22 protein-coding genes and 1 CRISPR repeat array are annotated in these 19,811 nt (G+C 51.7%); of the genes, 9 read left to right on the top strand and 13 right to left on the bottom strand.

Annotated features, from left to right (window positions below; translation table 11 throughout):
• Positions 1–2: 2 nt before the first annotated feature.
• Together FH039_RS12495 and FH039_RS07285 are read right to left on the bottom strand one after the other, a co-directional pair.
• Entirely contained in the window at positions 3–134 is a 132-nt protein-coding gene (locus FH039_RS12495; RefSeq protein WP_276607302.1) for a hypothetical protein, read from the bottom strand.
• A complete protein-coding gene (locus tag FH039_RS07285) occupies positions 131–898 on the bottom strand; it encodes a LamB/YcsF family protein (protein ID WP_139681731.1) in 768 nt (255 codons plus the stop codon). Before FH039_RS07285 ends, FH039_RS12495 begins: the two co-directional genes overlap by 4 nt.
• Positions 899–957: 59 nt before the next feature.
• Between FH039_RS07285 and FH039_RS07280 the strand changes: the two genes are divergently transcribed.
• Positions 958–1,464, top strand: coding sequence for a type II toxin-antitoxin system VapC family toxin (locus FH039_RS07280; protein WP_139680781.1), 507 nt, complete (start codon positions 958–960; stop codon positions 1,462–1,464).
• A gap of 119 nt (positions 1,465–1,583) precedes the next feature.
• On the opposite strand, the gene FH039_RS07275 is transcribed toward FH039_RS07280, so the two are convergent.
• The 6 genes from FH039_RS07275 to FH039_RS07245 form a co-directional block, all read right to left on the bottom strand.
• Entirely contained in the window at positions 1,584–1,982 is a 399-nt protein-coding gene (locus FH039_RS07275; RefSeq protein ID WP_139680780.1) for a hypothetical protein, read from the bottom strand.
• The gene (locus tag FH039_RS12400; protein WP_240703188.1) at positions 1,979–2,941 is read right to left on the bottom strand and encodes a HEPN domain-containing protein; all 963 of its coding nucleotides are present in this window, start codon (positions 2,939–2,941) and stop codon (positions 1,979–1,981) included. Before FH039_RS12400 ends, FH039_RS07275 begins: the two co-directional genes overlap by 4 nt.
• Positions 2,942–3,000: 59 nt before the next feature.
• A complete protein-coding gene (locus tag FH039_RS07260) occupies positions 3,001–3,333 on the bottom strand; it encodes a hypothetical protein (protein ID WP_139680779.1) in 333 nt (110 codons plus the stop codon).
• Positions 3,330–4,160 (bottom strand): DNA-3-methyladenine glycosylase family protein, encoded by an 831-nt coding sequence (locus FH039_RS07255; RefSeq protein ID WP_139680778.1) that lies wholly within the window; start codon positions 4,158–4,160, stop codon positions 3,330–3,332. Before FH039_RS07255 ends, FH039_RS07260 begins: the two co-directional genes overlap by 4 nt.
• A complete protein-coding gene (locus FH039_RS07250; protein WP_139680777.1) occupies positions 4,142–4,441 on the bottom strand; it encodes a hypothetical protein in 300 nt (99 codons plus the stop codon). The genes FH039_RS07255 and FH039_RS07250 overlap by 19 nt, the downstream gene beginning before the upstream one ends.
• A gap of 148 nt (positions 4,442–4,589) precedes the next feature.
• Positions 4,590–10,030: a CRISPR direct-repeat array (repeat unit 30 nt; unit sequence CTTTCAATTCTCCTAGAGTCTTATTGCAAC).
• A gap of 476 nt (positions 10,031–10,506) precedes the next feature.
• Positions 10,507–11,310: a DNA integrity scanning protein DisA nucleotide-binding domain protein gene (locus FH039_RS07245; RefSeq protein ID WP_139681729.1), complete on the bottom strand. Its 804-nt coding sequence runs from the start codon at positions 11,308–11,310 to the stop codon at positions 10,507–10,509.
• A gap of 105 nt (positions 11,311–11,415) precedes the next feature.
• Here FH039_RS07245 and FH039_RS07240 point away from each other — a divergent pair, with 105 nt between their 5' ends.
• The 3 genes from FH039_RS07240 to cyaB are packed head-to-tail and all read left to right on the top strand — an operon-like array spanning position 11,416 to position 12,963.
• Positions 11,416–11,967, top strand: a complete 552-nt coding sequence (locus FH039_RS07240) for a UbiX family flavin prenyltransferase (protein WP_139680776.1) — start codon at positions 11,416–11,418, stop codon at positions 11,965–11,967.
• Entirely contained in the window at positions 11,945–12,433 is a 489-nt protein-coding gene (locus tag FH039_RS07235; protein ID WP_206206146.1) for an Lrp/AsnC family transcriptional regulator, read from the top strand. Before FH039_RS07240 ends, FH039_RS07235 begins: the two co-directional genes overlap by 23 nt.
• Positions 12,433–12,963 (top strand): class IV adenylate cyclase, encoded by a 531-nt coding sequence (gene cyaB, locus FH039_RS07230; protein ID WP_139680775.1) that lies wholly within the window; start codon positions 12,433–12,435, stop codon positions 12,961–12,963. The genes FH039_RS07235 and cyaB overlap by 1 nt, the downstream gene beginning before the upstream one ends.
• Before the next feature lie 17 nt (positions 12,964–12,980).
• Here the strand turns inward: cyaB and FH039_RS07225 are convergent, their stop codons facing one another.
• Positions 12,981–14,174, bottom strand: a complete 1,194-nt coding sequence (locus FH039_RS07225) for a redox-regulated ATPase YchF (RefSeq protein WP_139681727.1) — start codon at positions 14,172–14,174, stop codon at positions 12,981–12,983.
• 129 nt (positions 14,175–14,303) lie between these two features.
• On the opposite strand from FH039_RS07225, the gene FH039_RS12490 reads away from it, so the two are divergent.
• Both FH039_RS12490 and FH039_RS12485 read left to right on the top strand, forming a co-directional pair.
• Complete coding sequence (locus FH039_RS12490) at positions 14,304–14,936, top strand: CorA family divalent cation transporter (RefSeq protein WP_276607301.1); 633 nt, start codon at positions 14,304–14,306, stop codon at positions 14,934–14,936.
• Positions 14,906–15,286 carry a CorA family divalent cation transporter gene (locus FH039_RS12485; RefSeq protein ID WP_338064615.1) on the top strand — a complete coding sequence of 127 codons (381 nt, stop codon included), beginning with the start codon at positions 14,906–14,908 and terminating at the stop codon, positions 15,284–15,286. The genes FH039_RS12490 and FH039_RS12485 overlap by 31 nt, the downstream gene beginning before the upstream one ends.
• A 1-nt stretch (position 15,287) precedes the next feature.
• Here FH039_RS12485 and FH039_RS07215 read toward each other — a convergent pair whose 3' ends face one another.
• A complete protein-coding gene (locus FH039_RS07215; RefSeq protein WP_139681726.1) occupies positions 15,288–15,980 on the bottom strand; it encodes a cysteate racemase in 693 nt (230 codons plus the stop codon).
• Between the two features lie 79 nt (positions 15,981–16,059).
• On the opposite strand from FH039_RS07215, the gene FH039_RS07210 reads away from it, so the two are divergent.
• Both FH039_RS07210 and FH039_RS07205 read left to right on the top strand, forming a co-directional pair.
• Complete coding sequence (locus FH039_RS07210; RefSeq protein ID WP_139680774.1) at positions 16,060–16,293, top strand: hypothetical protein; 234 nt, start codon at positions 16,060–16,062, stop codon at positions 16,291–16,293.
• A complete protein-coding gene (locus tag FH039_RS07205) occupies positions 16,293–17,042 on the top strand; it encodes a hypothetical protein (RefSeq protein WP_139680773.1) in 750 nt (249 codons plus the stop codon). The genes FH039_RS07210 and FH039_RS07205 overlap by 1 nt, the downstream gene beginning before the upstream one ends.
• On the opposite strand, the gene FH039_RS07200 is transcribed toward FH039_RS07205, so the two are convergent.
• From FH039_RS07200 to FH039_RS07190, 3 genes are all read right to left on the bottom strand, one after another.
• Positions 17,035–17,388: a cupin domain-containing protein gene (locus tag FH039_RS07200; protein WP_139680772.1), complete on the bottom strand. Its 354-nt coding sequence runs from the start codon at positions 17,386–17,388 to the stop codon at positions 17,035–17,037. The genes FH039_RS07205 and FH039_RS07200 overlap by 8 nt on opposite strands.
• Positions 17,389–17,422: 34 nt before the next feature.
• Positions 17,423–17,632 (bottom strand): hypothetical protein, encoded by a 210-nt coding sequence (locus FH039_RS07195; protein ID WP_139680771.1) that lies wholly within the window; start codon positions 17,630–17,632, stop codon positions 17,423–17,425.
• A 68-nt stretch (positions 17,633–17,700) separates the two neighbouring features.
• On the bottom strand, positions 17,701–18,072 hold the full coding sequence (locus FH039_RS07190) for a hypothetical protein (RefSeq protein WP_139680770.1): 372 nt from the start codon (positions 18,070–18,072) through the stop codon (positions 17,701–17,703).
• Positions 18,073–18,442: 370 nt separating this feature from the next.
• On the opposite strand from FH039_RS07190, the gene FH039_RS07185 reads away from it, so the two are divergent.
• Positions 18,443–19,810, top strand: a complete 1,368-nt coding sequence (locus FH039_RS07185) for a TldD/PmbA family protein (RefSeq protein ID WP_139680769.1) — start codon at positions 18,443–18,445, stop codon at positions 19,808–19,810.
• The last annotated feature ends 1 nt before the right edge of the window (position 19,811 follow it).

Below are 19,811 nucleotides of genomic sequence, written 5' to 3'. Positions count from 1 at the left end.
TCTCACCTTTTTCTGTCCCACTTTCTCCTGAGGCTTTCAGCACTAATCTCCTTCTCAAATATTCCAAAGGCGAGTTCCAAATCCCGCCGGAATTCGTTGAGTTTTCTCCCCTCTAATCTTTCCTCGGCCTTCATCTTACGAACTCCCCCATCGGCACTATCTTAACGCCCTCTTCCTCAAGGACTTTCCTTATGTGAGCCGCAATCTCGACTGCCTTTGGGTTGTCGCCGTGGAGGCAGATTGTATCAACCTTCAGCTCGACCCACTCGCCGTTTATCGCCCTGACTCCGCCGTCTTTAACCATCGAGACCACACGCTCGGCTATCTCCTCTTTGTCGTGGATTACCGCCCCGAGCTTCGAGCGGGGGACAAGGGTTCCATCTGGGTTGTAGGCTCTATCCGCGAATACCTCGTGAGCGACCTTAACGCCTATCTCCTCCGCTATTTGGGCCGGCCTTGAGCCGGAGAGGGTAACGAAGATCAGGTTCCTATCGAAGTCCGCTATCCCCTCGATGACGGCCCTCGCGAGTTCTTCCTCTTTGACAAGAGCGTTGTAGAGCGCCCCGTGCGGCTTGACGTGCTGGAGTTCAATTCCCTCCGCCCTCGTGAAGGCGTAGAGGGCACCTATCTGGTAAAGGATGTAATTGCGAGCCTCCTCGGGCGAGAGCTTCATGTACCTCCTGCCGAAGCCCAACAAATCTGGATAGCCCGGGTGCGCTCCCACTTCAACGCCCTTCTCCCTCCCGAGCCTGACCGTCCTTCTCATGACTATCGGGTCACCGGCGTGCCAGCCGGTAGCTACATTCGCGCTCGTGATGTAGTTCATGACCTCCTCGTCGAGGCCGAGTTTATACCTTCCAAAGCTCTCGCCGAGGTCCGAGTTCAGGTCAACCTTCATCCGCACCACCGGCTTCATTTCGACGGAAATCTAAAAAAGGGTTTCTCCGAGTTTAGGCCATGAAGGTTCAGGTCATCGATGCGGCAGTGTTTATTCAGGGGTTCGATGTAGAGGGCGTTACGACGCCAAAGGTCGTCGATGAGGTGAGAGACCCGGAGTCGAGGCTTTTCTTAGAGGGACTGATAAGTGCAGGGAAGGTTAGGGTTCTGTCCCCATCCCGGGAGAGCGTTGAGGCAGTGAAGGAAGCGGCCAGAAAGACGGGCGAGTTAAACGAGCTGAGTGAGGCAGATATCGAGATTCTTGCCCTGGCGTATGAGCTCAAAGGAGTCCTCTTCACCGACGACTACAACCTGCAGAACATAGCAAAAACGCTCGGGATAGAGTTCAGAACCCTCAAGCGCGGGATAAAGCGAGTCATTCGCTGGAACTACGTCTGCATCGGCTGCGGAAAGCGTTTCTCGGAGATGCCGCCGGGGGGAATCTGTCCGGACTGCGGAAGTCCGGTGAGGCTGATACCGAAGAGGAAGAGCAGGAGAAAACGCCCCGGAAGGGCTCGGCGCTCATAGGGTACGTCACAACCGCGAAGCGGTTCAGCCCGTCTTGGAATCGTCACGGCCCGCCCGGGACGGCGTCAGATAGCGTTGCTCTTCACCGATCCGCGCAATTCGCTGTCATCATCCGCGGTTCAACCTTGGAGGTAGTAGGATATAAGCTTTCTCAGCTCGACGTTGCGCTCGGGCTTCATGCGGAGAAACCTCTTAAGCTGGTTGTTTTCTGCGATTAACCCCGACAGCTCTATTGCCAGGATTTTGTTGTCCTCGCTCAGGCCGTAGGCCTTGAAGCGGAGCGGGGCGTACTCCCTCTCAAGCTCCCACGTCCTTTCCTCAAGCTCCCTCGCCTTCTCCTCAAGCTCCTCAAGGTTTCCCTTTGGCTCACGGAACTCGCCGCGTAGGGCAATCTCGATGACACTCCCAGGAGAAACGCCGTATCTCTCGCTGAGGTGCTCTATATCCTCCCACAGCTCTTCGTCTATCTCAACCCCAATTTTTCCGAAGCCCTTATTCGGTTTGATGATGAGTTTCATGCCTCTTCCTCCAAGAGTTTTTTCATAAGCGACAGAAAGTCTTTCGCAATGTTGATTGCCTCTTCAACCTCTTCTGCATCAGGCTCATAGACTATGTCATACTGGTCTTCGTGCCTCAACTCTCTCATCCTGTCCAAGAGTTCAATCCAGCGTTCTTCCAGCTTTCCGCTTTTAACGTAGAATTCCTCTAAGTAACGGGCTGTGCAGTAGTGGCTCTTCTCACGCCAGCCGTCGCGAAAGAGAATCGCCCTGGCGGCGTGGAACATGGCCATGTATGACGCCATAAGGGACGTCCGGTATGAACCATAAGCGAGATTCCTCCTCGCCTCTTCAAGCCACTCTTCAGCGCGTTTAATGCTCAGCCATCCTTTCTCTTCGGATGGGGGAACCCTTCTTAGCAGGTTTCGGTCGATACATCCCTCGAATCCGTTCAAGTCCCTCCCCCATATCACCGTCGAGCCATATGCGAGCGAGTAATAGAAGACCGGATCGCTGGCTCTAAGTTTTTTGACTCTCTCCGGTGTGAGGACAAGGAGGTTGACCTCCCTGCCGGTTGCTTTTTCTATCTCCCTTTTTAGGGAAGCCGATCTGGCTATGCTCGGCCTTTCAACGAAGACCCAAACATCAAGGTCACTTCCGGGAGTGTTTTCTCCGGTTGCAAAGCTCCCGTATATCCCAAGGGCCATAACCCACCCATCTTTCAGGGGTTCCAGCTTTTTGGATAGGGTTATGAAGTTGATGAACCTTTTAAGCTCGCGGGTCTTGGGAACGTTTAGTATCCTGAAACCTCTGCCGGACTTCTCGGCTATGCCGTAATTCACGAGGAGACGGAGAGTTTTGGAAACGAGTCCTTTGCTCAAACCCGTTGCCCTAGCGGTTTCTTCAACACCCACCCTATGGCGCTCAAGTGCGTACCTGAGAATCCTGATTCTCTCGGGAGTTGATATCAGCTCATGCATGTTACCAGCTCTCGTTCATGATTTATGAACTTTTCGTTCACACTTCATGAACGATTTGTTCACGATTCATGAACCTCCTCAAGCTCCCGTTTTCTCTCCTCAACCTTCTTTCTTAGCTCCTCGTTTTCCTTCCTTAACCTCTCACGTTCGGCGGTCATGAACTCCTTATCCCTCAAAGCCTTCTCGTAGAACTCTCCCAGCTCCTCTATCTCTCCTTCCATCTCCCTGAGCTTCTCCTCGAGTTTGGCTATCTTCTCAAGAAGAGCCTCCTCGCGCTCGGCCTTCAGCGTTTCCTCCACCCGAGGAAGGTTTTCACGGAGGAGGGCGTTTATGTCGCGCCCCTTCAGGGACTTGAATTTCTCCTTATCTAGGACAATCTTAATCTCGCTCATTTTCCCTTCCTCTCCATCTCGGTCTTTCTGTCGTAGCAGAGGATATAGAACGCCAGAAGCCCCTTCCACTTTCCATAGGGCTCGATTATCTCGCGAACGTCCCTTTCTTGTACTTCCTTAACGCGCTTCCCAAAAATCTTCGCTATCCCTCGCCTCAGCCCAAGGTCTCCGGCCGGATAGACGTTCTTCCTGAGGCCGTAAGCAAGGAAGAGCTCGGCGCTCCACTTTCCTATTCCCCTGAACTTTGTAAGATACTTAACGGCCTCATCAATGCTCCACTCCCAGAGTTCAAGGTCGAGCTTTCCGGCAAGGTAGAGCTCCGTCAGGGACTTTATGTAAGCGGCGCGATAGCCGAGCTTGGCCCTTTTCAGCTCCTCCTCGCTCAGGGACGCTATTCTTCCGGGGGCAGGGAACGCGTGCAAATCTCCCACCTGCCTGCCCGCGAGCTCCACGAGGTTCGCGATGGTCCTCTGGGCGAACTCGAAGCTGACCTGCTGCTGGGCTATCGTCTCAACCAACGCCTGGTACGGGCTCGAAGCGGCAGGAGCCGTTAAGCCGTGGAACTCGTCTATCAGGAAAGCGAAGGGAGAACCGCTTATCTCGGCGTAGAAGGAATCCAGATCGGTGTCGAGGCCCAGGATGAAGGAGAGCTTTTCTCTGGCCTCTCTGCGCTCCGCCCTTGACCATGAACCCGGAAAGATGAAGTTCTCTCCATCGTAGCCGGCTATACCGCTCTCAAAGGCCTGGTAGAAGACATCGCCTTCGAACTTCCAGGTGCCGTTGCGTATCATCTCACCCGTGGTCTTCCTCAGGTCAATCCCAGCCATCGGTCGAGCCTAACGGGGTTCTCCCTTATATCCTTTAGGGTTGAGACGTAGAGCCTCCTGCCGTCAATGGAACGCTTGATTTGAAGCTCACCCCTCTCCTCCAGGAAGCGCAGGGCCTCTTTAACCTCTTCCGCACGGACATCGAAGTTCTCCCTTAGGAAGCCCCAGTACGGCTCGTGAAGGCTGTATCTGGCGGCCTCACGGACGAGCTCCCAGGCCCGTTCGACCTTTTCATCACCCTTGGCAACCCGGTAGAGCTTGGCGAGGACCTTCAAACTCATGATAGGGGAATCGATGCGAGAATATAAATCACTTTTGGGGCAGGCAAAAGATTTAAACCCTTTAGTAGCGTTTCAATGCTCCTGGAGTCTTATTGTCCGGGGGACGTTCCGTCCCCCACACCCTCTCGAGCTTCCACCGAGTTTTCTCTTTACAGTCCTCCTGGAGTCCTATTGCAACCTCGCAACCGTCGGCGCGAACAAGGCACTCCTCCAGCTTTCAATTCTCCTGGAGTCTTATTGCAACGTAAGGTTGAGATTGCAAATGACCATATCACTATTGACTTTCAATTCTCCTGGAGTCTTATTGCAACCGATGGCGGTCACGAGGAGCAGGATTCCGGCGACTACCTTTCAATTCTCCTGGAGTCTTATTGCAACCCTCTCGTGCTGAGCTTTCATATCCTTCTCCTCATTCTTTCAATTCTCCTAGAGTCTTATTGCAACTACAAATGGTGGGAGCTTGTCCTTGCTTGGTATGTTCTTTCAATTCTCCTAGAGTCTTATTGCAACCTCGCGCTCCTCGGCGGCATTGGCATTGACTACTCAGTTGGCTTTCAATTCTCCTAGAGTCTTATTGCAACTTCTCTGCTGTTTGAGCCTCTCCTCGACTCTTTTCTCTTTCAATTCTCCTAGAGTCTTATTGCAACTATACACTACCCACTTGCCGGTTTTTTTGTCCACGCGCACTTTCAATTCTCCTAGAGTCTTATTGCAACGGCCGGTACGAGCTTAAATCCATCACCCAACCTCCAGCTTTCAATTCTCCTGGAGTCTTATTGCAACGATAGGCGAGTTTCTGATTCTTCGTGAGGCCGAATGCGCTTTCAATTCTCCTGGAGTCTTATTGCAACGGCTTTTGGCGTATCAGCTCTTCGAAAGTGGGGAATTCCTTTCAATTCTCCTGGAGTCTTATTGCAACACCTCATAGGCCCTCTTGCAGGCGTTGTAAACCCTCGCTTTCAATTCTCCTGGAGTCTTATTGCAACCGTAAGCCCACCGGCCGATTAACCCGGCATTGATGCCTTTCAATTCTCCTGGAGTCTTATTGCAACGAAACTTTAATCGAGCCTTAAAGCTCCATTTACTCCTCTTTCAATTCTCCTGGAGTCTTATTGCAACATTCTCCTAGCGGTGGCAGATGGCGACGGGAAACTCTTTCAATTCTCCTGGAGTCTTATTGCAACTTTTTCGCTCACGACAGAGGAAGGCAGACAGGCTTTCCTTTCAATTCTCCTGGAGTCTTATTGCAACACTCCGTTGACGCGGCGAACTTGGGCGTAATAGTGAACTTTCAATTCTCCTGGAGTCTTATTGCAACACTCTTACCTCTACCTCCTCCGCGGCTTTTTCAAGGACTTTCAATTCTCCTGGAGTCTTATTGCAACGACCATCTCGAAGAACTTGTTCATGCTCACCCCTCCTCTTTCAATTCTCCTGGAGTCTTATTGCAACATCCAGCGTTGGTTAGGAGGATAGAGTTCAATATCTCCTTTCAATTCTCCTGGAGTCTTATTGCAACGGCTGGTGTCCTTGTAGAGGAAAACTGCGAACCCTGCTTTCAATTCTCCTGGAGTCTTATTGCAACAAAATAGTGAAAATTAAAGCTTTGTTGAATCCTGACTTTCAATTCTCCTGGAGTCTTATTGCAACAAAATAGTGAAAATTAAAGCTTTGTTGAATCCTGACTTTCAATTCTCCTGGAGTCTTATTGCAACTAATCCTCTCCCTCCTCGGCTCCGTCAGCTCCTTGCCTTTCAATTCTCCTGGAGTCTTATTGCAACTGATTATACTGTATACTTGATAGTGGACAGGGAGTTCTTTCAATTCTCCTGGAGTCTTATTGCAACAAGGCCAAGGAGAAGTCCGAGCTGATAGACCTACCCGGCTTTCAATTCTCCTGGAGTCTTATTGCAACATGGATGTCTCCGGGGACATCCCGGAGCTTGATGTTCAGCTTTCAATTCTCCTGGAGTCTTATTGCAACGTTAGGGACCTCCAACACTATTCCCATGCCAGGGGTGCTTTCAATTCTCCTGGAGTCTTATTGCAACGTGGTAAGTCTATGTCCTTCTTCCTCCTGGATTGGTTCTTTCAATTCTCCTGGAGTCTTATTGCAACGCCACAAACTGACCATTAACATAAAACTTCTCTTTCCTTTCAATTCTCCTGGAGTCTTATTGCAACTTCACTTTGGGTAGGATGGAGGTTGCAGAGGCTAAGTCTTTCAATTCTCCTGGAGTCTTATTGCAACTCTATCATGACGTAGAGCTTGGCCTCAAGGATTCCCTCTTTCAATTCTCCTGGAGTCTTATTGCAACATGTCATTCACCAGGTACAACGTCCTCTTCGCAGGAGCTTTCAATTCTCCTGGAGTCTTATTGCAACCAATCTGTTCCCTCAGCCTGTCCGCGTACCTGTCACTTTCAATTCTCCTGGAGTCTTATTGCAACATGCTCATCCTCCTCGTAGCCAGCGCTCCAGGAGCAGCTTTCAATTCTCCTGGAGTCTTATTGCAACTTGTACTCGTCTGTGAGGATACGGCGCAGCTCCTCGCTTTCAATTCTCCTGGAGTCTTATTGCAACCCTGCAGAGAACATATACTACAACATTCACCGGCTTCACTTTCAATTCTCCTGGAGTCTTATTGCAACACCAGCCCTAATACTCCCAATAACACGCTCAACCGGCTTTCAATTCTCCTGGAGTCTTATTGCAACGGTGAATGACATCGCCTCAGGCGTGTCTTTGGCATCAACCTTTCAATTCTCCTGGAGTCTTATTGCAACAGGATTATTCTGCTATTGCTGTGTTGGGTCAGCCTGTCTTTCAATTCTCCTGGAGTCTTATTGCAACTGGTTGAGGAGGGGGAGGATTATGAAGTCCTCCACGACTTTCAATTCTCCTGGAGTCTTATTGCAACCTGTTTCAGCATCTCCTCCTGAGAGACACCTTCAATGCTTTCAATTCTCCTGGAGTCTTATTGCAACAAGTGCCCGCCCCAGAGGGGGAGGAGGAGATAGTACAGCTTTCAATTCTCCTGGAGTCTTATTGCAACCTCCTACACGCTTGAATTGCAGTGGAACGGCCAGACTTTCAATTCTCCTGGAGTCTTATTGCAACAGGACTAAGCGTAGTTTCAGCGGCGGGCTTCTACTCCCTTTCAATTCTCCTGGAGTCTTATTGCAACACAGAGGTGACCACGTGATTTTGTCCAGGAAGGCCTCCTTTCAATTCTCCTGGAGTCTTATTGCAACAAAGGTTGAATGTGTATAGTATATTGAAGACAACTACTTTCAATTCTCCTGGAGTCTTATTGCAACTTAACCTCTCGTGGGATTTTGTGGAGCGGTTGAATACGCCTTTCAATTCTCCTGGAGTCTTATTGCAACCAAGAAAGACCTTGAGGAAATTGGGGCCGTGGGAACACTTTCAATTCTCCTGGAGTCTTATTGCAACCCTCGGACCTCGCCGATAAGGTCCACACCCACACGACTTTCAATTCTCCTGGAGTCTTATTGCAACCTTCAGCGCCCAACGTGGGCGTTTCCTGGGACCCGCCTTTCAATTCTCCTGGAGTCTTATTGCAACCGAGCGGGAAATCACTGAGGCCCGCGAAGCGGCATTCTCTTTCAATTCTCCTGGAGTCTTATTGCAACCTTGCCCCCGTACTCGAAGCAGATAAGACTTCCAGGCCTTTCAATTCTCCTGGAGTCTTATTGCAACACACTCCATGAGGAACCAATATTTGAAAACTTAGCGAGCTTTCAATTCTCCTGGAGTCTTATTGCAACAACAGGAGCCGTTTCATTGAGGATGCGGTTTTACAGCTTTCAATTCTCCTGGAGTCTTATTGCAACTCCTTCAGCTCGGCCAGCTTCTTCTTCAGGTACTCAACTTTCAATTCTCCTGGAGTCTTATTGCAACTTAAGAAGGAGAGGGACGCCCTCGCCGAGAGAGTTACTTTCAATTCTCCTGGAGTCTTATTGCAACCAAGGCCTCTTGAACCTTCTTTTTCCTCGACTTCGCTTTCAATTCTCCTGGAGTCTTATTGCAACGGTCTTGTAGTCGCTCTTCTTTACGACATGCCTTTTCGCTTTCAATTCTCCTGGAGTCTTATTGCAACAGTATCAGACGCTCACAGGACTGCTCTTCATAATCTTCTTTCAATTCTCCTGGAGTCTTATTGCAACAACGTCCGGGTTAAGACCCTTTCCATACCTGAGAGCGTCTTTCAATTCTCCTGGAGTCTTATTGCAACGGTCCTTAACTTCTCCTTCCAAGTTCTCTAATCTTTCTTTCAATTCTCCTGGAGTCTTATTGCAACCTCAAAGAACGCGGGGAGATAACGGCCATTAGAAGGGCTTTCAATTCTCCTGGAGTCTTATTGCAACCCTGAGCCTCGGAGCGGTGGACAGGGACAAGATAGCTTTCAATTCTCCTGGAGTCTTATTGCAACGTGTTGTTAGGACTGAGGTTCCGGTTGATAATATTATCTTTCAATTCTCCTGGAGTCTTATTGCAACAAAAACGCCACGACGGTCTTTTGTGGGTAGCTATCACCTTTCAATTCTCCTGGAGTCTTATTGCAACGATGGCCAAGTTTATCCTAGTGACCTTGCCGAGAGGTCTTTCAATTCTCCTGGAGTCTTATTGCAACTCTCACATCAAGGGGGAGTTTTTTCGGGTCGAGTTCGCTTTCAATTCTCCTGGAGTCTTATTGCAACATATAGAGCACTCCAATGCCAATCAGGAGAAGCATCGCTTTCAATTCTCCTGGAGTCTTATTGCAACCAGGATGTTTAAGTCAGAGATGATAAATGTTGGCGAGCTTTCAATTCTCCTGGAGTCTTATTGCAACTACTCACCCAAACCACCCCGAACCCGTTTATTCGACTTTCAATTCTCCTGGAGTCTTATTGCAACGACCTTCCTCGGTAGCCTGTTCGGCATGATAATCGACTTTCAATTCTCCTGGAGTCTTATTGCAACACTATGGTGTTGGGACAGATAAGAGTGTAATCTATGTTCTTTCAATTCTCCTGGAGTCTTATTGCAACTTGCTAAGTATGGCAGGACTGGGAGTTACATTATTCACTTTCAATTCTCCTGGAGTCTTATTGCAACGGAGGCCTTCTTCACCCAAAACAACTACGCTCTAATTCTTTCAATTCTCCTGGAGTCTTATTGCAACTGAGGCAGTACTGGAAGGAAGGGCAGCGGCACTTTTCTTTCAATTCTCCTGGAGTCTTATTGCAACGGGCTTTTCACTTTGTTGGCTATTGTGGGGCTGATTTCTTTCAATTCTCCTGGAGTCTTATTGCAACTTACGTACGGCTTACCATTATCCCCCGTTCTAAAATCTTTCAATTCTCCTGGAGTCTTATTGCAACCTTGTGCCTGAGGCCGTCGTAAGTTACGCTCGCTTCTTTCAATTCTCCTGGAGTCTTATTGCAACGCAGTAAGCGTCGGGAAAAACATTGACGAATTCAGATCCTTTCAATTCTCCTGGAGTCTTATTGCAACTCCGAAAACACTTCAAAGCCTCTTTCCCCTTGAGAGCTTTCAATTCTCCTGGAGTCTTATTGCAACAGGCGGGGATTTTGCCCCGATTGGTCCATAAAGGCCTAATAACGTTCCAATATTTAAACCTTTCTGGAAACCGTCACGAAAGACGCCCGCACAGCGCTCCAAACAGAGCCGTTTCTTAATCCCAAAATACCAAAAAGACAAACGCAAGGCCCTCAAAGCAACCAGTGAACAAAAGCATACAATAGATTTCCAGAGGGTTGGGCGGGGAGAGAACCAAAAACAAAAACCTAAAAACATTCGGGGGATAAAAAGAAATGATTTAATCAGGATTTGGCCAAAACCCAGCTTCTAACGTGCCCCGCCTCCAACTCCGAAGAAAATTCGTTATGAAAAAAGCCAATTTCCTGAACTGAAAGTTACATTTAAAAAACACCAGACATCGATTTCCGGGGGCGGTTGAGGGCTTTGTTCCGGCAAAAGGCCCTGGTTAGGAGAAAAAGGCCTGAAATGGGGCAGAAGAACGTGATGACGCCAGGTCAGTACCTTATCCTCGGGTTGTACTCCAGGAGCATGAGGCCGTTTTTGAATATTCTTATCGTGCCGCTCTCGGAGAGGCTTATCGCCATCGCCTTGGTGAGCTTCGTTATTCCCGCGGCCGCTATGTGTCTGCTCCCCAGGCCTGGCGGAAGCATGAGGTCTATGACCTTCGGCTCGACCTCCAGGTAGCGGCCGGCGGCCGCGATCCTGCCGTCGTCGCGGACTATAAACGCCCCGTCCAGCTGGGCGAACTCCTTGATTATCTCCTTGCTGTCCCTGTCCAGAACGTTGACCCTGTGCCCCTTGAACGGGTTCGGGATGAGCTGATGGGAGTGCCTGAGAACGCGCCTGGTGTCGCCGATGACGAATATCGTCCCGACGGGCGTTCCCTCGCGGCCTTCCACACTCAGTTCTATGGTTATCTCAAGCAGCCGCTGGAGCACGCTCTGATTCTGGGCAAAAAATCCCCTCATGGCGGATATGCTTTTTTTGACGGTCTTTATCCCTATCATCTCCCGGGTGACGTAGACGAAGGAGTCGCCCTCCCCAAGGATGTCGTGTTCTATCAGAAACGCGGATATGAGGTTCAGGATGTTGTTCAGGTCGAGGTTCTGGGGTATCGAGACCCGCTTGACTTTCTCCTCCTCAACGTCAAAGGAGGAACCGACTATGACTATTGTAACACCCGCGTCCCGAAGCCTCTCGGGGTCGATATCCTCGAGAATGACGAGGGCCTTGCCCCCAAGCTCCCTCACGATTCCTATCGCGCTGTTTATTAAAACTTCAGGAATCTCCCGCCCCATGCTCACCAACCGTCCTGAGATATTCGTGAGAACATAAAAACTTACCGCCCCGGAGCGTCCAGAAAACGTTAAAACGGGCGGCACGTAGTTTTATCGGTGTGAGAGATGAAGGTGGTAGTCGCGATAACAGGGGCCAGCGGCGCGGTCTACGGGCTCAGGCTCATCGATGTGCTCAGAGAAAAGGGACACGAGGTCATCACGGTTGCCTCGAAGACGGGCCTCGCCGTACTCCGGCACGAGACGGGGGCCGATTTCAAGCCAGATTATATGGATGACGACCTTTTTGCCCCCATAGCGTCCGGCTCACATCCCTTCGACGCCATGGTGATAGCCCCGTGCTCGATGAAGACCCTTTCGGCAATAGCGAACGGCTACGCTGACAATCTAATCGCTCGGGCGGCGGACGTGGCGCTGAAGGAGAGGAGAAAGCTCATCCTGCTCGTCAGGGAGACGCCGTTGAACTTGATACATCTGCAAAACATGGTGAGGGTTACCCAAGCAGGGGCAGTGGTGATGCCAGCATCCCCAGGATTTTATACAAAACCCAAAACTTTGGACGATATAACAAACTTTATAATAGGAAAAATCCTAGATGTTCTTGGGATCGATAATCAAATCTACCCTCGGTGGGGGAATGAGAATGGTTCAGCTGGATGACCTCGACAGAGCGATACTCCGTCTGCTTAAAGAGGACGCGAGGCTTACGATATCTGAAATAGCAGAGAGGTTAAATCGTCCGGAATCCACCATACACTTCAGGATAAAGAAACTCCAGGAGAGGAGCTTTATTGAGAAATACACCATAGTGCTCGGCGAGCAGCTGCGGCCCAAAACCCTTGCCATTGTCTATGTCCAGGCCGAGACTCCCATTATCGAGGATTTTCTGGAAAGGTACATCCAGTACCTCATGAAAACCCTGTCCCTGCTCCCCAACGTGCTAGCTGTTGCGCGGAGTGATAAGGACGGGGTTCTGGCTATAATCGGCGGTGAAAACCGGGAGCAGATTGACAAATTCGTGGAAGAGACGATAAAGGTCATGCCCACACTAAAGAGGGTGGAAGTGTTTCCCGTGAACGAATTCATCAAGGGGGACAGCTTAGCGGGTTTCCTGGTGAGCGTCTGATGGAAATCGAGGTAAAGTTTCGCATCGACTTCAATCAGACCAGGGCCGCCATAGAATCCCTGGGTGCGGACTTCGTGCGGGAGGAAATCCAGGAGGATCTCTATTTCTCCCTTCCTCCACATGAGCTTCTTCGGGTTCGGAGAATCTCGAACCTCGGGAAGTCCTTTCTAACCTACAAGCGCATAGCGGACCCCGGGCGAAACGAGGAGTTCGATGAGCTAGAGGTCGAGGTCTCGGACTTCGGAACCACCGTTGAAATTCTCAAACGGCTCGGTTACAGGGAGGACATTGTTGTTAGAAAGCGCCGCCTCGTCTACAAGCTGGGCACCGTCACCTTCGAGCTGAGCGAGGTCGAGGGGCTTGGGGCATTTCTCGATATAGAGGTCATCTCCGATGATGTCGAGAAGGCAAAGCGCGTGATCTGGGAAGTGGCTGAAAGGCTCGGCCTGACTGAGAAGGACGTGGAGCCGAGGCTATATCAGGAGCTGATCAGAGAGAAGATGAAGAAGGGAGGACAAGAAGAAATCTAAAAGAAAACTCTTCTGGCTCAGCGCGCGGTGGCGACTATCTTGATTATGTCGTTGAACTCCAGCTCGTAGTCTTCCCCAACCCGCCTGTGGGTTCTCGCGTTCACCGCGTAGAGGAAGGTCTCCCCGAGGTCGGTGTGAACCTTGTATGCCAAGGCCCTGGGGGTTGAACCCTTCGGAAGCAGGTGGACGTGGGGCAGGACGTTTCCAAACTGGTCCGTAAGCTTGTGCTCGTCCTCCACGGGGTAGACGGGGATGAGCCTTAGGAGCTCAAACGTTGCCCGGTTTATTACCTCCTGGACCCCCGTGGAGCCAAAGCGGTCGAGAACCTTCTCCTTTATGAGCATGAGCGCCTTCTCCTGCTTTCCACTCATCGGCTTGAGGATTTTGAAGTCGCTTGAACCTGGGACGTAGTCGATGAAGCCCGCCTTGGCAGCCTTTCTCAGCGTCAGCTCCGCCGCGGCACTCGTCGGAACGACTATGTAACCCCTGCTCTTCCCCTTCTTTATCAGGCGCTCTATCTGGGCGTCAGCAGCAGCGTCGGCCTTGTTGGCGGCAATTATTATCGGTTTGTTTATCTTCCTCAGCTCGCGGACGAAGGCCAGTAAGTCCTCATCGCTCCACTTGGTCGGGTCGTTGTCCAGGCCGAGCTTGTGAATGGCCTCGAAGGCATCCTCCTCGCTCACCCCGATTCCCGTCAGCTGGTCTGCTATGGCCTGGGCGAGCTTGATGTGCTGGAGCTTTATCCTCTTCGCGAACTTCTCCCAGTTCTTGTGGAGGATGCCGTAGATCCAGTAGTCTATCTCCCTCTCAAGGAACTCTATGTCCTCCACGGGGTCGTGGTGGTCGGTCGGCTGGCCCTCGGCGTCGGTCTTTCCGGTAACATCGACGACGTGGATTAAAGCCGAGGCCATTCTGAGGTCATCGAGGAACTTGTTGCCCAGTCCACGCCCCTCGTGAGCCCCGGGAACCAGCCCAGCAACGTCAATCATCTTTATCGGGATGAGCGCCTTTCCGTCCCGGTACTCGTAGTTCTGTGGGTTTGGCTGGCAGCCAAGTTCCTTGCAGGGGTGTTCGGTTATCGCGTAGGTGACCCCAACGTTCGCGTCTATCGTAGTGAACGGATAATTGGCGATGTCAACGTCAACGAGGGTCGCGGCAGAGAAAAAGGTTGATTTCCCAACGTTTGGCTTTCCAACAACACCTATCTCCATGCTCACCACCGCCCTAACTTCGCGCGAGGGTTTTAAGGGGTTTCGCCCGAAAACTATAACTCCCCCTCTGCACCAATTCTTTTGGTGGAAACCCATGGATATATGTTCGTGCCCATCTGAGGTGATAGCATGGCCGGGGAAGCCGGAGAAAAGCCCAGGATAACGGTCATCGCGTACTCACGGGACAGGTTCCTCAGCAGAAAGGCGGAGAGCATCGAGGAGGCCCTCTCCATAGGCGGCTATGATGTCGTGTGGGTGAACGTGGATACAGTCTCCCTCGTGCCCGAACTGAGGAAGGCGCTGGGAATCCACGAAACGCCGATGAAGACGTTGAGGCGGGCGAGCGGCAGGGCGAGGGTGATGGTGTTCCCGGACTACCTCTTTCTCCTCCTCCACCAGGTCTATGGGATAGAGGGCGGGCTGAAGAGGGAGAGGATGGGCATCCTCCTAAAGGGCAACCTCGTGATAACCATCCAGGAGACTCCAGGGGACGTTTTCGACCCGATACGGGAAGGCATCCGTAAGGGGGAGGGACTCTTCCGCGAACACGGTGCCGATTTTCTGCTCTTCGCTATTCTTGAGGCGATAGTGGAAAACTACGTGCCGATAATCGAGCGCATAAGCTCCCAGATGGAGGAGCTTGAAGCCAGGATACTCTCAAGGGCGGACGAGGGCGTCCTGCGCAGGATACACGGAATAAGGCGGGAGATACTCTTCATGCGCCGCACGATATTTCCCTTCTGGAGGCGTTCAGGAAGCTGAGGCTCGAGGGCGGGGATTTCTTCAGCGAGGACACCAAGCCCTTCATAGACGAACTCCACGACCACGTTCTCGAAGTTCTCGAGATCCTGGAGGGGCAACGAGAACTCGCCAACAGCCTCGTCGAGCTCTACTACTCAACGATCTCGATGAAGACCAACGAAATAATCCGCATACTAACCGTCGTCTCGACGGTGTTCATCCCGCTGACCTTCATAACCGGCCTCTACGGCATGAACTTCCGCTACATGCCGGAGCTGGCCTGGCGCTACAGCTACCCGGCCGTTCTGACGGTCATGCTCGGAATTGCCCTCGGCATGCTCGCATACTTCAGAAGAAAAGGGTGGATTTAGGTTAAAGCCCGAGGGCGAGCTTTACCGCCTTCTCGGCTATCACGTCGAGCGGGTCGATCAGGGGGACGTTCAGGTCCTCCGGTCTCAGGGCGACGCTGACCTCCGTGCAGCCGGCTATTATCCCATCGACCCTGCGCTCGAGCCTCCTGGCCACCTCCAATAGAAGCTCCCTTCCAAGCTCACGGTTTCCTGCCTTCACACCTTTGTAGATAGCCCGCATAACTTTCTCCTGGTCGTTCTTTCCTGGGACGGCGATTCCAACGCCCCTGCCGAGGAGCGCGCGGTGGTAAACGAGCCCCTTTATGGTGCCGTCTGTTGCTAGGAGGCCGACCCTGCGCAGGCCGAGGTTCTCTATCTCATCCGCCGTCGCCTCGATCATGCTGACGAGCGGAATCTTTACTGCCCTCTGGATGGTCTCGGCGAAGAAATGAGCGGTGTTGCAGGGCATTATTATGAAGTCCGCCCCCCAGCTCTCGAGCTTTCTGGCTCCCTCTACCAGGGCAGGTCTCGGGTCTTCCCCGTTCCCCAGGATGAAAGACGTTCTGTCCGGTATTTTGGGGTCGTTGTAGATGATTATCCTGGGGTGGTCCTGGTCGCGCTTTGCGGGAGTCTTCTCGACTATTCGCCTGAATAGCTCGGCCGTAGCCAAAGGCCCCATTCCGCCGAGGATGCCGATGATCCGGGTTTCCGTCATACGTTCATTCACCACAAACATGTGTTGGTCCTAAAAATTTAAATATTTCCGGAGGTACCTGGAAACCCGGTGGGGTTATATGGCCACGGTACGTTTTGATCTGGTAAGCAGTGAGCAGGATGAAAAGCTTTCCAAGAAAACAAGCATCGCCCACCAGAAGATGGAGATATCGGACAGATACAGAGGGGCCATAATCTCCCAGCTTGTCAACAGGGGCTTCAAGGAAGAGAACGCTCGTAGGGTTGCTGATGATTTCGTTAAAGTCATGCTAACGATGATAGATGAAGTTATAAAACAATCGGGGGGCGTCTGATGTCGGAGTTGGTTATGAAAGCCATTAAAAAGGCCCTCCTACCCGATGAAAGCGTACGGGGGCCGATAATTCCAGCCAGCTCCGTTGAGATAAGCCGTAATGGAGACCCGACGCTCGCAACGATTGGAGAACCAATAAGTGAGAGTTTCAGTGATGTTTACCTCGTGAACACAGACAGGAGACTTCTCTTGGTCAGCACGGGGATTGATTCGTCGGTGAAAATATTCCCGGGAAGCTCTGTAAGTTCTTCGAGGTCAGCCAAGGTGTGGGGTAAGGTCAGCTATGGCAGTGTGGTTCACTCATTGCCGAAGGGTGAAGTCCACAGCTTTTCTCTAAGTTCATCCATCTCGAGTTCGACCAGCTATCAGGCAGAGGAAAGGGAGAGCACCCCATCATGGGTCTGGGCCATCCTTGGTCTTGGAGCGCTTTTGCTGTTCTACGGGCTTGCTTCATCCTCAGAAGGCGCGGGGGTGATTGGAGTACTCGGTTTGATAGTCGGGGCCGTGGCTGCAAAATTTGCAAAAGCCACCAGGCTTGTAGTTTCGGAGAGCGTTACCGCAAAGGTGGACAAGGAGAACAGCGCGGTTATCGTACTACACGTGCCAACTCCAAGGGAAATCGTGGAAAGCATAGAGGGCTCAGAAAAAAGAATAGAACGGAAACTGGAGTCCAGCTTTGTGTTCCTGCGGATTACGTTCCACAAATCCGTGGGACAGGATGAGGTTCTGGAGTTCGTAAAGTCTATTTAATTTCATTTTCAATCCATATTGAGTCATCCCCGCGGTAGTTCAGCTTCACCACGAAGAGCCTGAAAGGCTCGTCACGCTCGTTGACCACCCAGTGAACGGTTTTTGGCTTTACCAGAAAGATGTCCCCGGGTTTTGCGAAGTATTCAGTCTCACCGATGCCGAGCCTTGCCTCGCCATCAATTACGTAGAACAGCTCGTACTGGTGGAGGTGGTAGTGCTTCTTGACCGTCTGCCCCGGCTTGACCTCGACTATCTGGGCGTAAGAGTCTTCGGGCAGTTCTCCCTCGAAGAGCGGGAGCTTTCTGTATGTGCCCCTGTCTATGAGGTTCTTGATTTCGGCCTTCATGGGAAAAGATTCAAAGTCAAAGATAAAAAGGTTGCTAACTCTCCCTGGAAAGGCCCGCAGTCAGAAGTACGTCCACAACGAGGAGAGCCAGAAGAACCAACAACGCCGTTTCTTCCCTGCCATAAAGATATATGACCGCCGCCGCTGCAAGATAGCCCGTCAGTCTTTTAAGGAAAGACTGGAATGAAGGCGAATAGTTCCTGCGGTACGCCTCAATCATGGCCCGGGCGTTATCGGTTCGCATTTGTGACACCCACCATTTTCTCGCGTGGGAGTGCGGAAAGTCTCTTTACGTCTCCGGAGACGTTCTGGTTAGCTGCTGGTATTGATAACACTGCTTTTCTTTTTCCAGTATTCGGAAATAACGGCGATCGTTCCAATAACCAGACCCGCAAGGAGACCTTGCTTATCAACTCTGCCGAACGTCAGGATTCCGTAGGCGATGCCAAACCCCATAAAAACCGCAATTCCCAGCAGGCAGGAAACTACTGCGTTGGATGTGTGTTTCCATACCTCGTGTATTACCCTCCATATTGCTAGCGCTACCGGAATTGCGAGAATGATATAAAAAGAAAGCTCCACATTTTCCTTGAGTGAGCCGCTATTTCCTCCCCAAAGTAGCGACAGCATCAGACCTATACAAATCAGGATAAATGGAATAATGGCGGTTTCTTCAGCCTTCATGGTATCCCACCTACGGCCCGGGAACCCATCCTCCCTGGCATTCGGAACCCCGTTCCAAGCAGTTGTTCTGCATGCACCATTGGCATTCGATTACGATGCAAGCTCGTAGGCTCCAATCAACAGCAAAACCACAAACATGGCCAGCAGTGCACGCCTCCGCATCGACCCCCCAACGGGCTCTTGCATTGATTTTTTTACACTCATAATATATAACACTTTCGTTCGGAAAAGAAATTAGCAATGAACGTTGTTATGCATTTGTCCTATAACCGAGTAATACCTATCCTTTCGACTTCCATCGAAATGTTCAAAAGACTTTTATAGTTCCGGGACCCAGACACTGATGGACAACTACAGGCGGTGATGGCTAATGGAGAAACTGGAGAAGGCCCTCCGATGGGCGGAGGAAAACCTGAAAGCAGACTACGTGGAGCTCCGCTATGAGGACCTCAGAAAGACGACACTCGCCCTCAAAGACGGCGTTTTTACCAGCTTTACGGGAAAGCTGAACAGGGGTGTTGCCATCAGGGTTCTGGCCGATGGGGCCTGGGGGTTCGCCTCAACCAGCGACCTCTCGAACCTCGAGAGGAAAATCGAGGAGGCCTACAAGCTGGCAAAAGCGGCCGCCGAGACCAAGAGGGAAAAGATAGAGCTGGCCGAGATAAAGCCGGTCGAGGACTTCGTGAAGAGCAGGATGAGGGTCAAGCCGGCGGAAGTTGACATAGAGGAGAAGGTCGCACACCTGAGGGAGCTGGAGAGGCTCCTCAAAGAGGACGAGGCCGTCAAGAGCGTCAATGTCCGCTACGAGGACGGCGGTGGACAAAAAATCCTCCTCACCAGTGAGGGAACACGCATAGAGTGGGACTACAACTACCTCTACCAGGGAACCTACGTCACCGGAAAGGCGGACGGAAAGCTGGCCATGGCCAGGGACAGCATAGGTGCGGTGGACTACGGCTGGGAACTCATGACCGAGCACGAGCCCAACGAAAAGGTCACCGAGAGACTGCTGAGAAAGATGCACAGCCAGCTCAAGGGCGTTGCCCCGAAGCGCGGCGAGTTCCCAATCGTGGCCGGCCCGATAGTGGTTGGCATCATAGCGCACGAGGCTTTAGGCCACCTTGCCGAGGCAGACCTCACGATAAACTCGCCCTTCAAGGACCTCATCGGCAAGCAGATTGCTCCTGAATACGTCACGATGAGTGAGCGCTACGTTGAGGGTGGCTTTGGAAACGACAAGTACGACGATGAGGGCGTTCCGGTGAGGGACATACGCATCATCGAGGACGGCATCCTCAAGGAGATAATGCTCAACCGCGAGTACGCGGCAAAGTGGGGCATGGAGCCGAACGGCCATGCCAGAGCCGAGAGCTACCGCTATGCCCCGATAATCAGGATGAGGAACACTATATTCGAACCCGGCGACCACAGCTTCGAGGAGCTCATCGAGGACATCAAGTTCGGCTACTACGTCGTTGACTTCCGCGGCGGCCAGGCCCAGCTCAACAGCGCCTTCCAGGTCGGTGTCCAGGAGGGCTACGTCATCAGAAACGGTGAAATCGCCGAGTCGATAAGGGACACCTCGATCACCGGCGTTGCCATAGAGGCGCTGAAGAAGATAAGCGCCGTAGGAAAGGACTTCGGCCTTGAGGTCGGATTCTGCGGAAAGGGACAGACGGCCTTTGTTAGCTCCGGTGGGCCGCACATGCGCTTTGACGGAGGGATAATTATTGGTTAAC

Origin of the sequence: Thermococcus indicus, from assembly GCF_006274605.1 — an archaeon.
Taxonomy (GTDB): domain Archaea; phylum Methanobacteriota_B; class Thermococci; order Thermococcales; family Thermococcaceae; genus Thermococcus; species Thermococcus indicus.
This window is presented reverse-complemented; position numbering and strand designations above follow the sequence as displayed.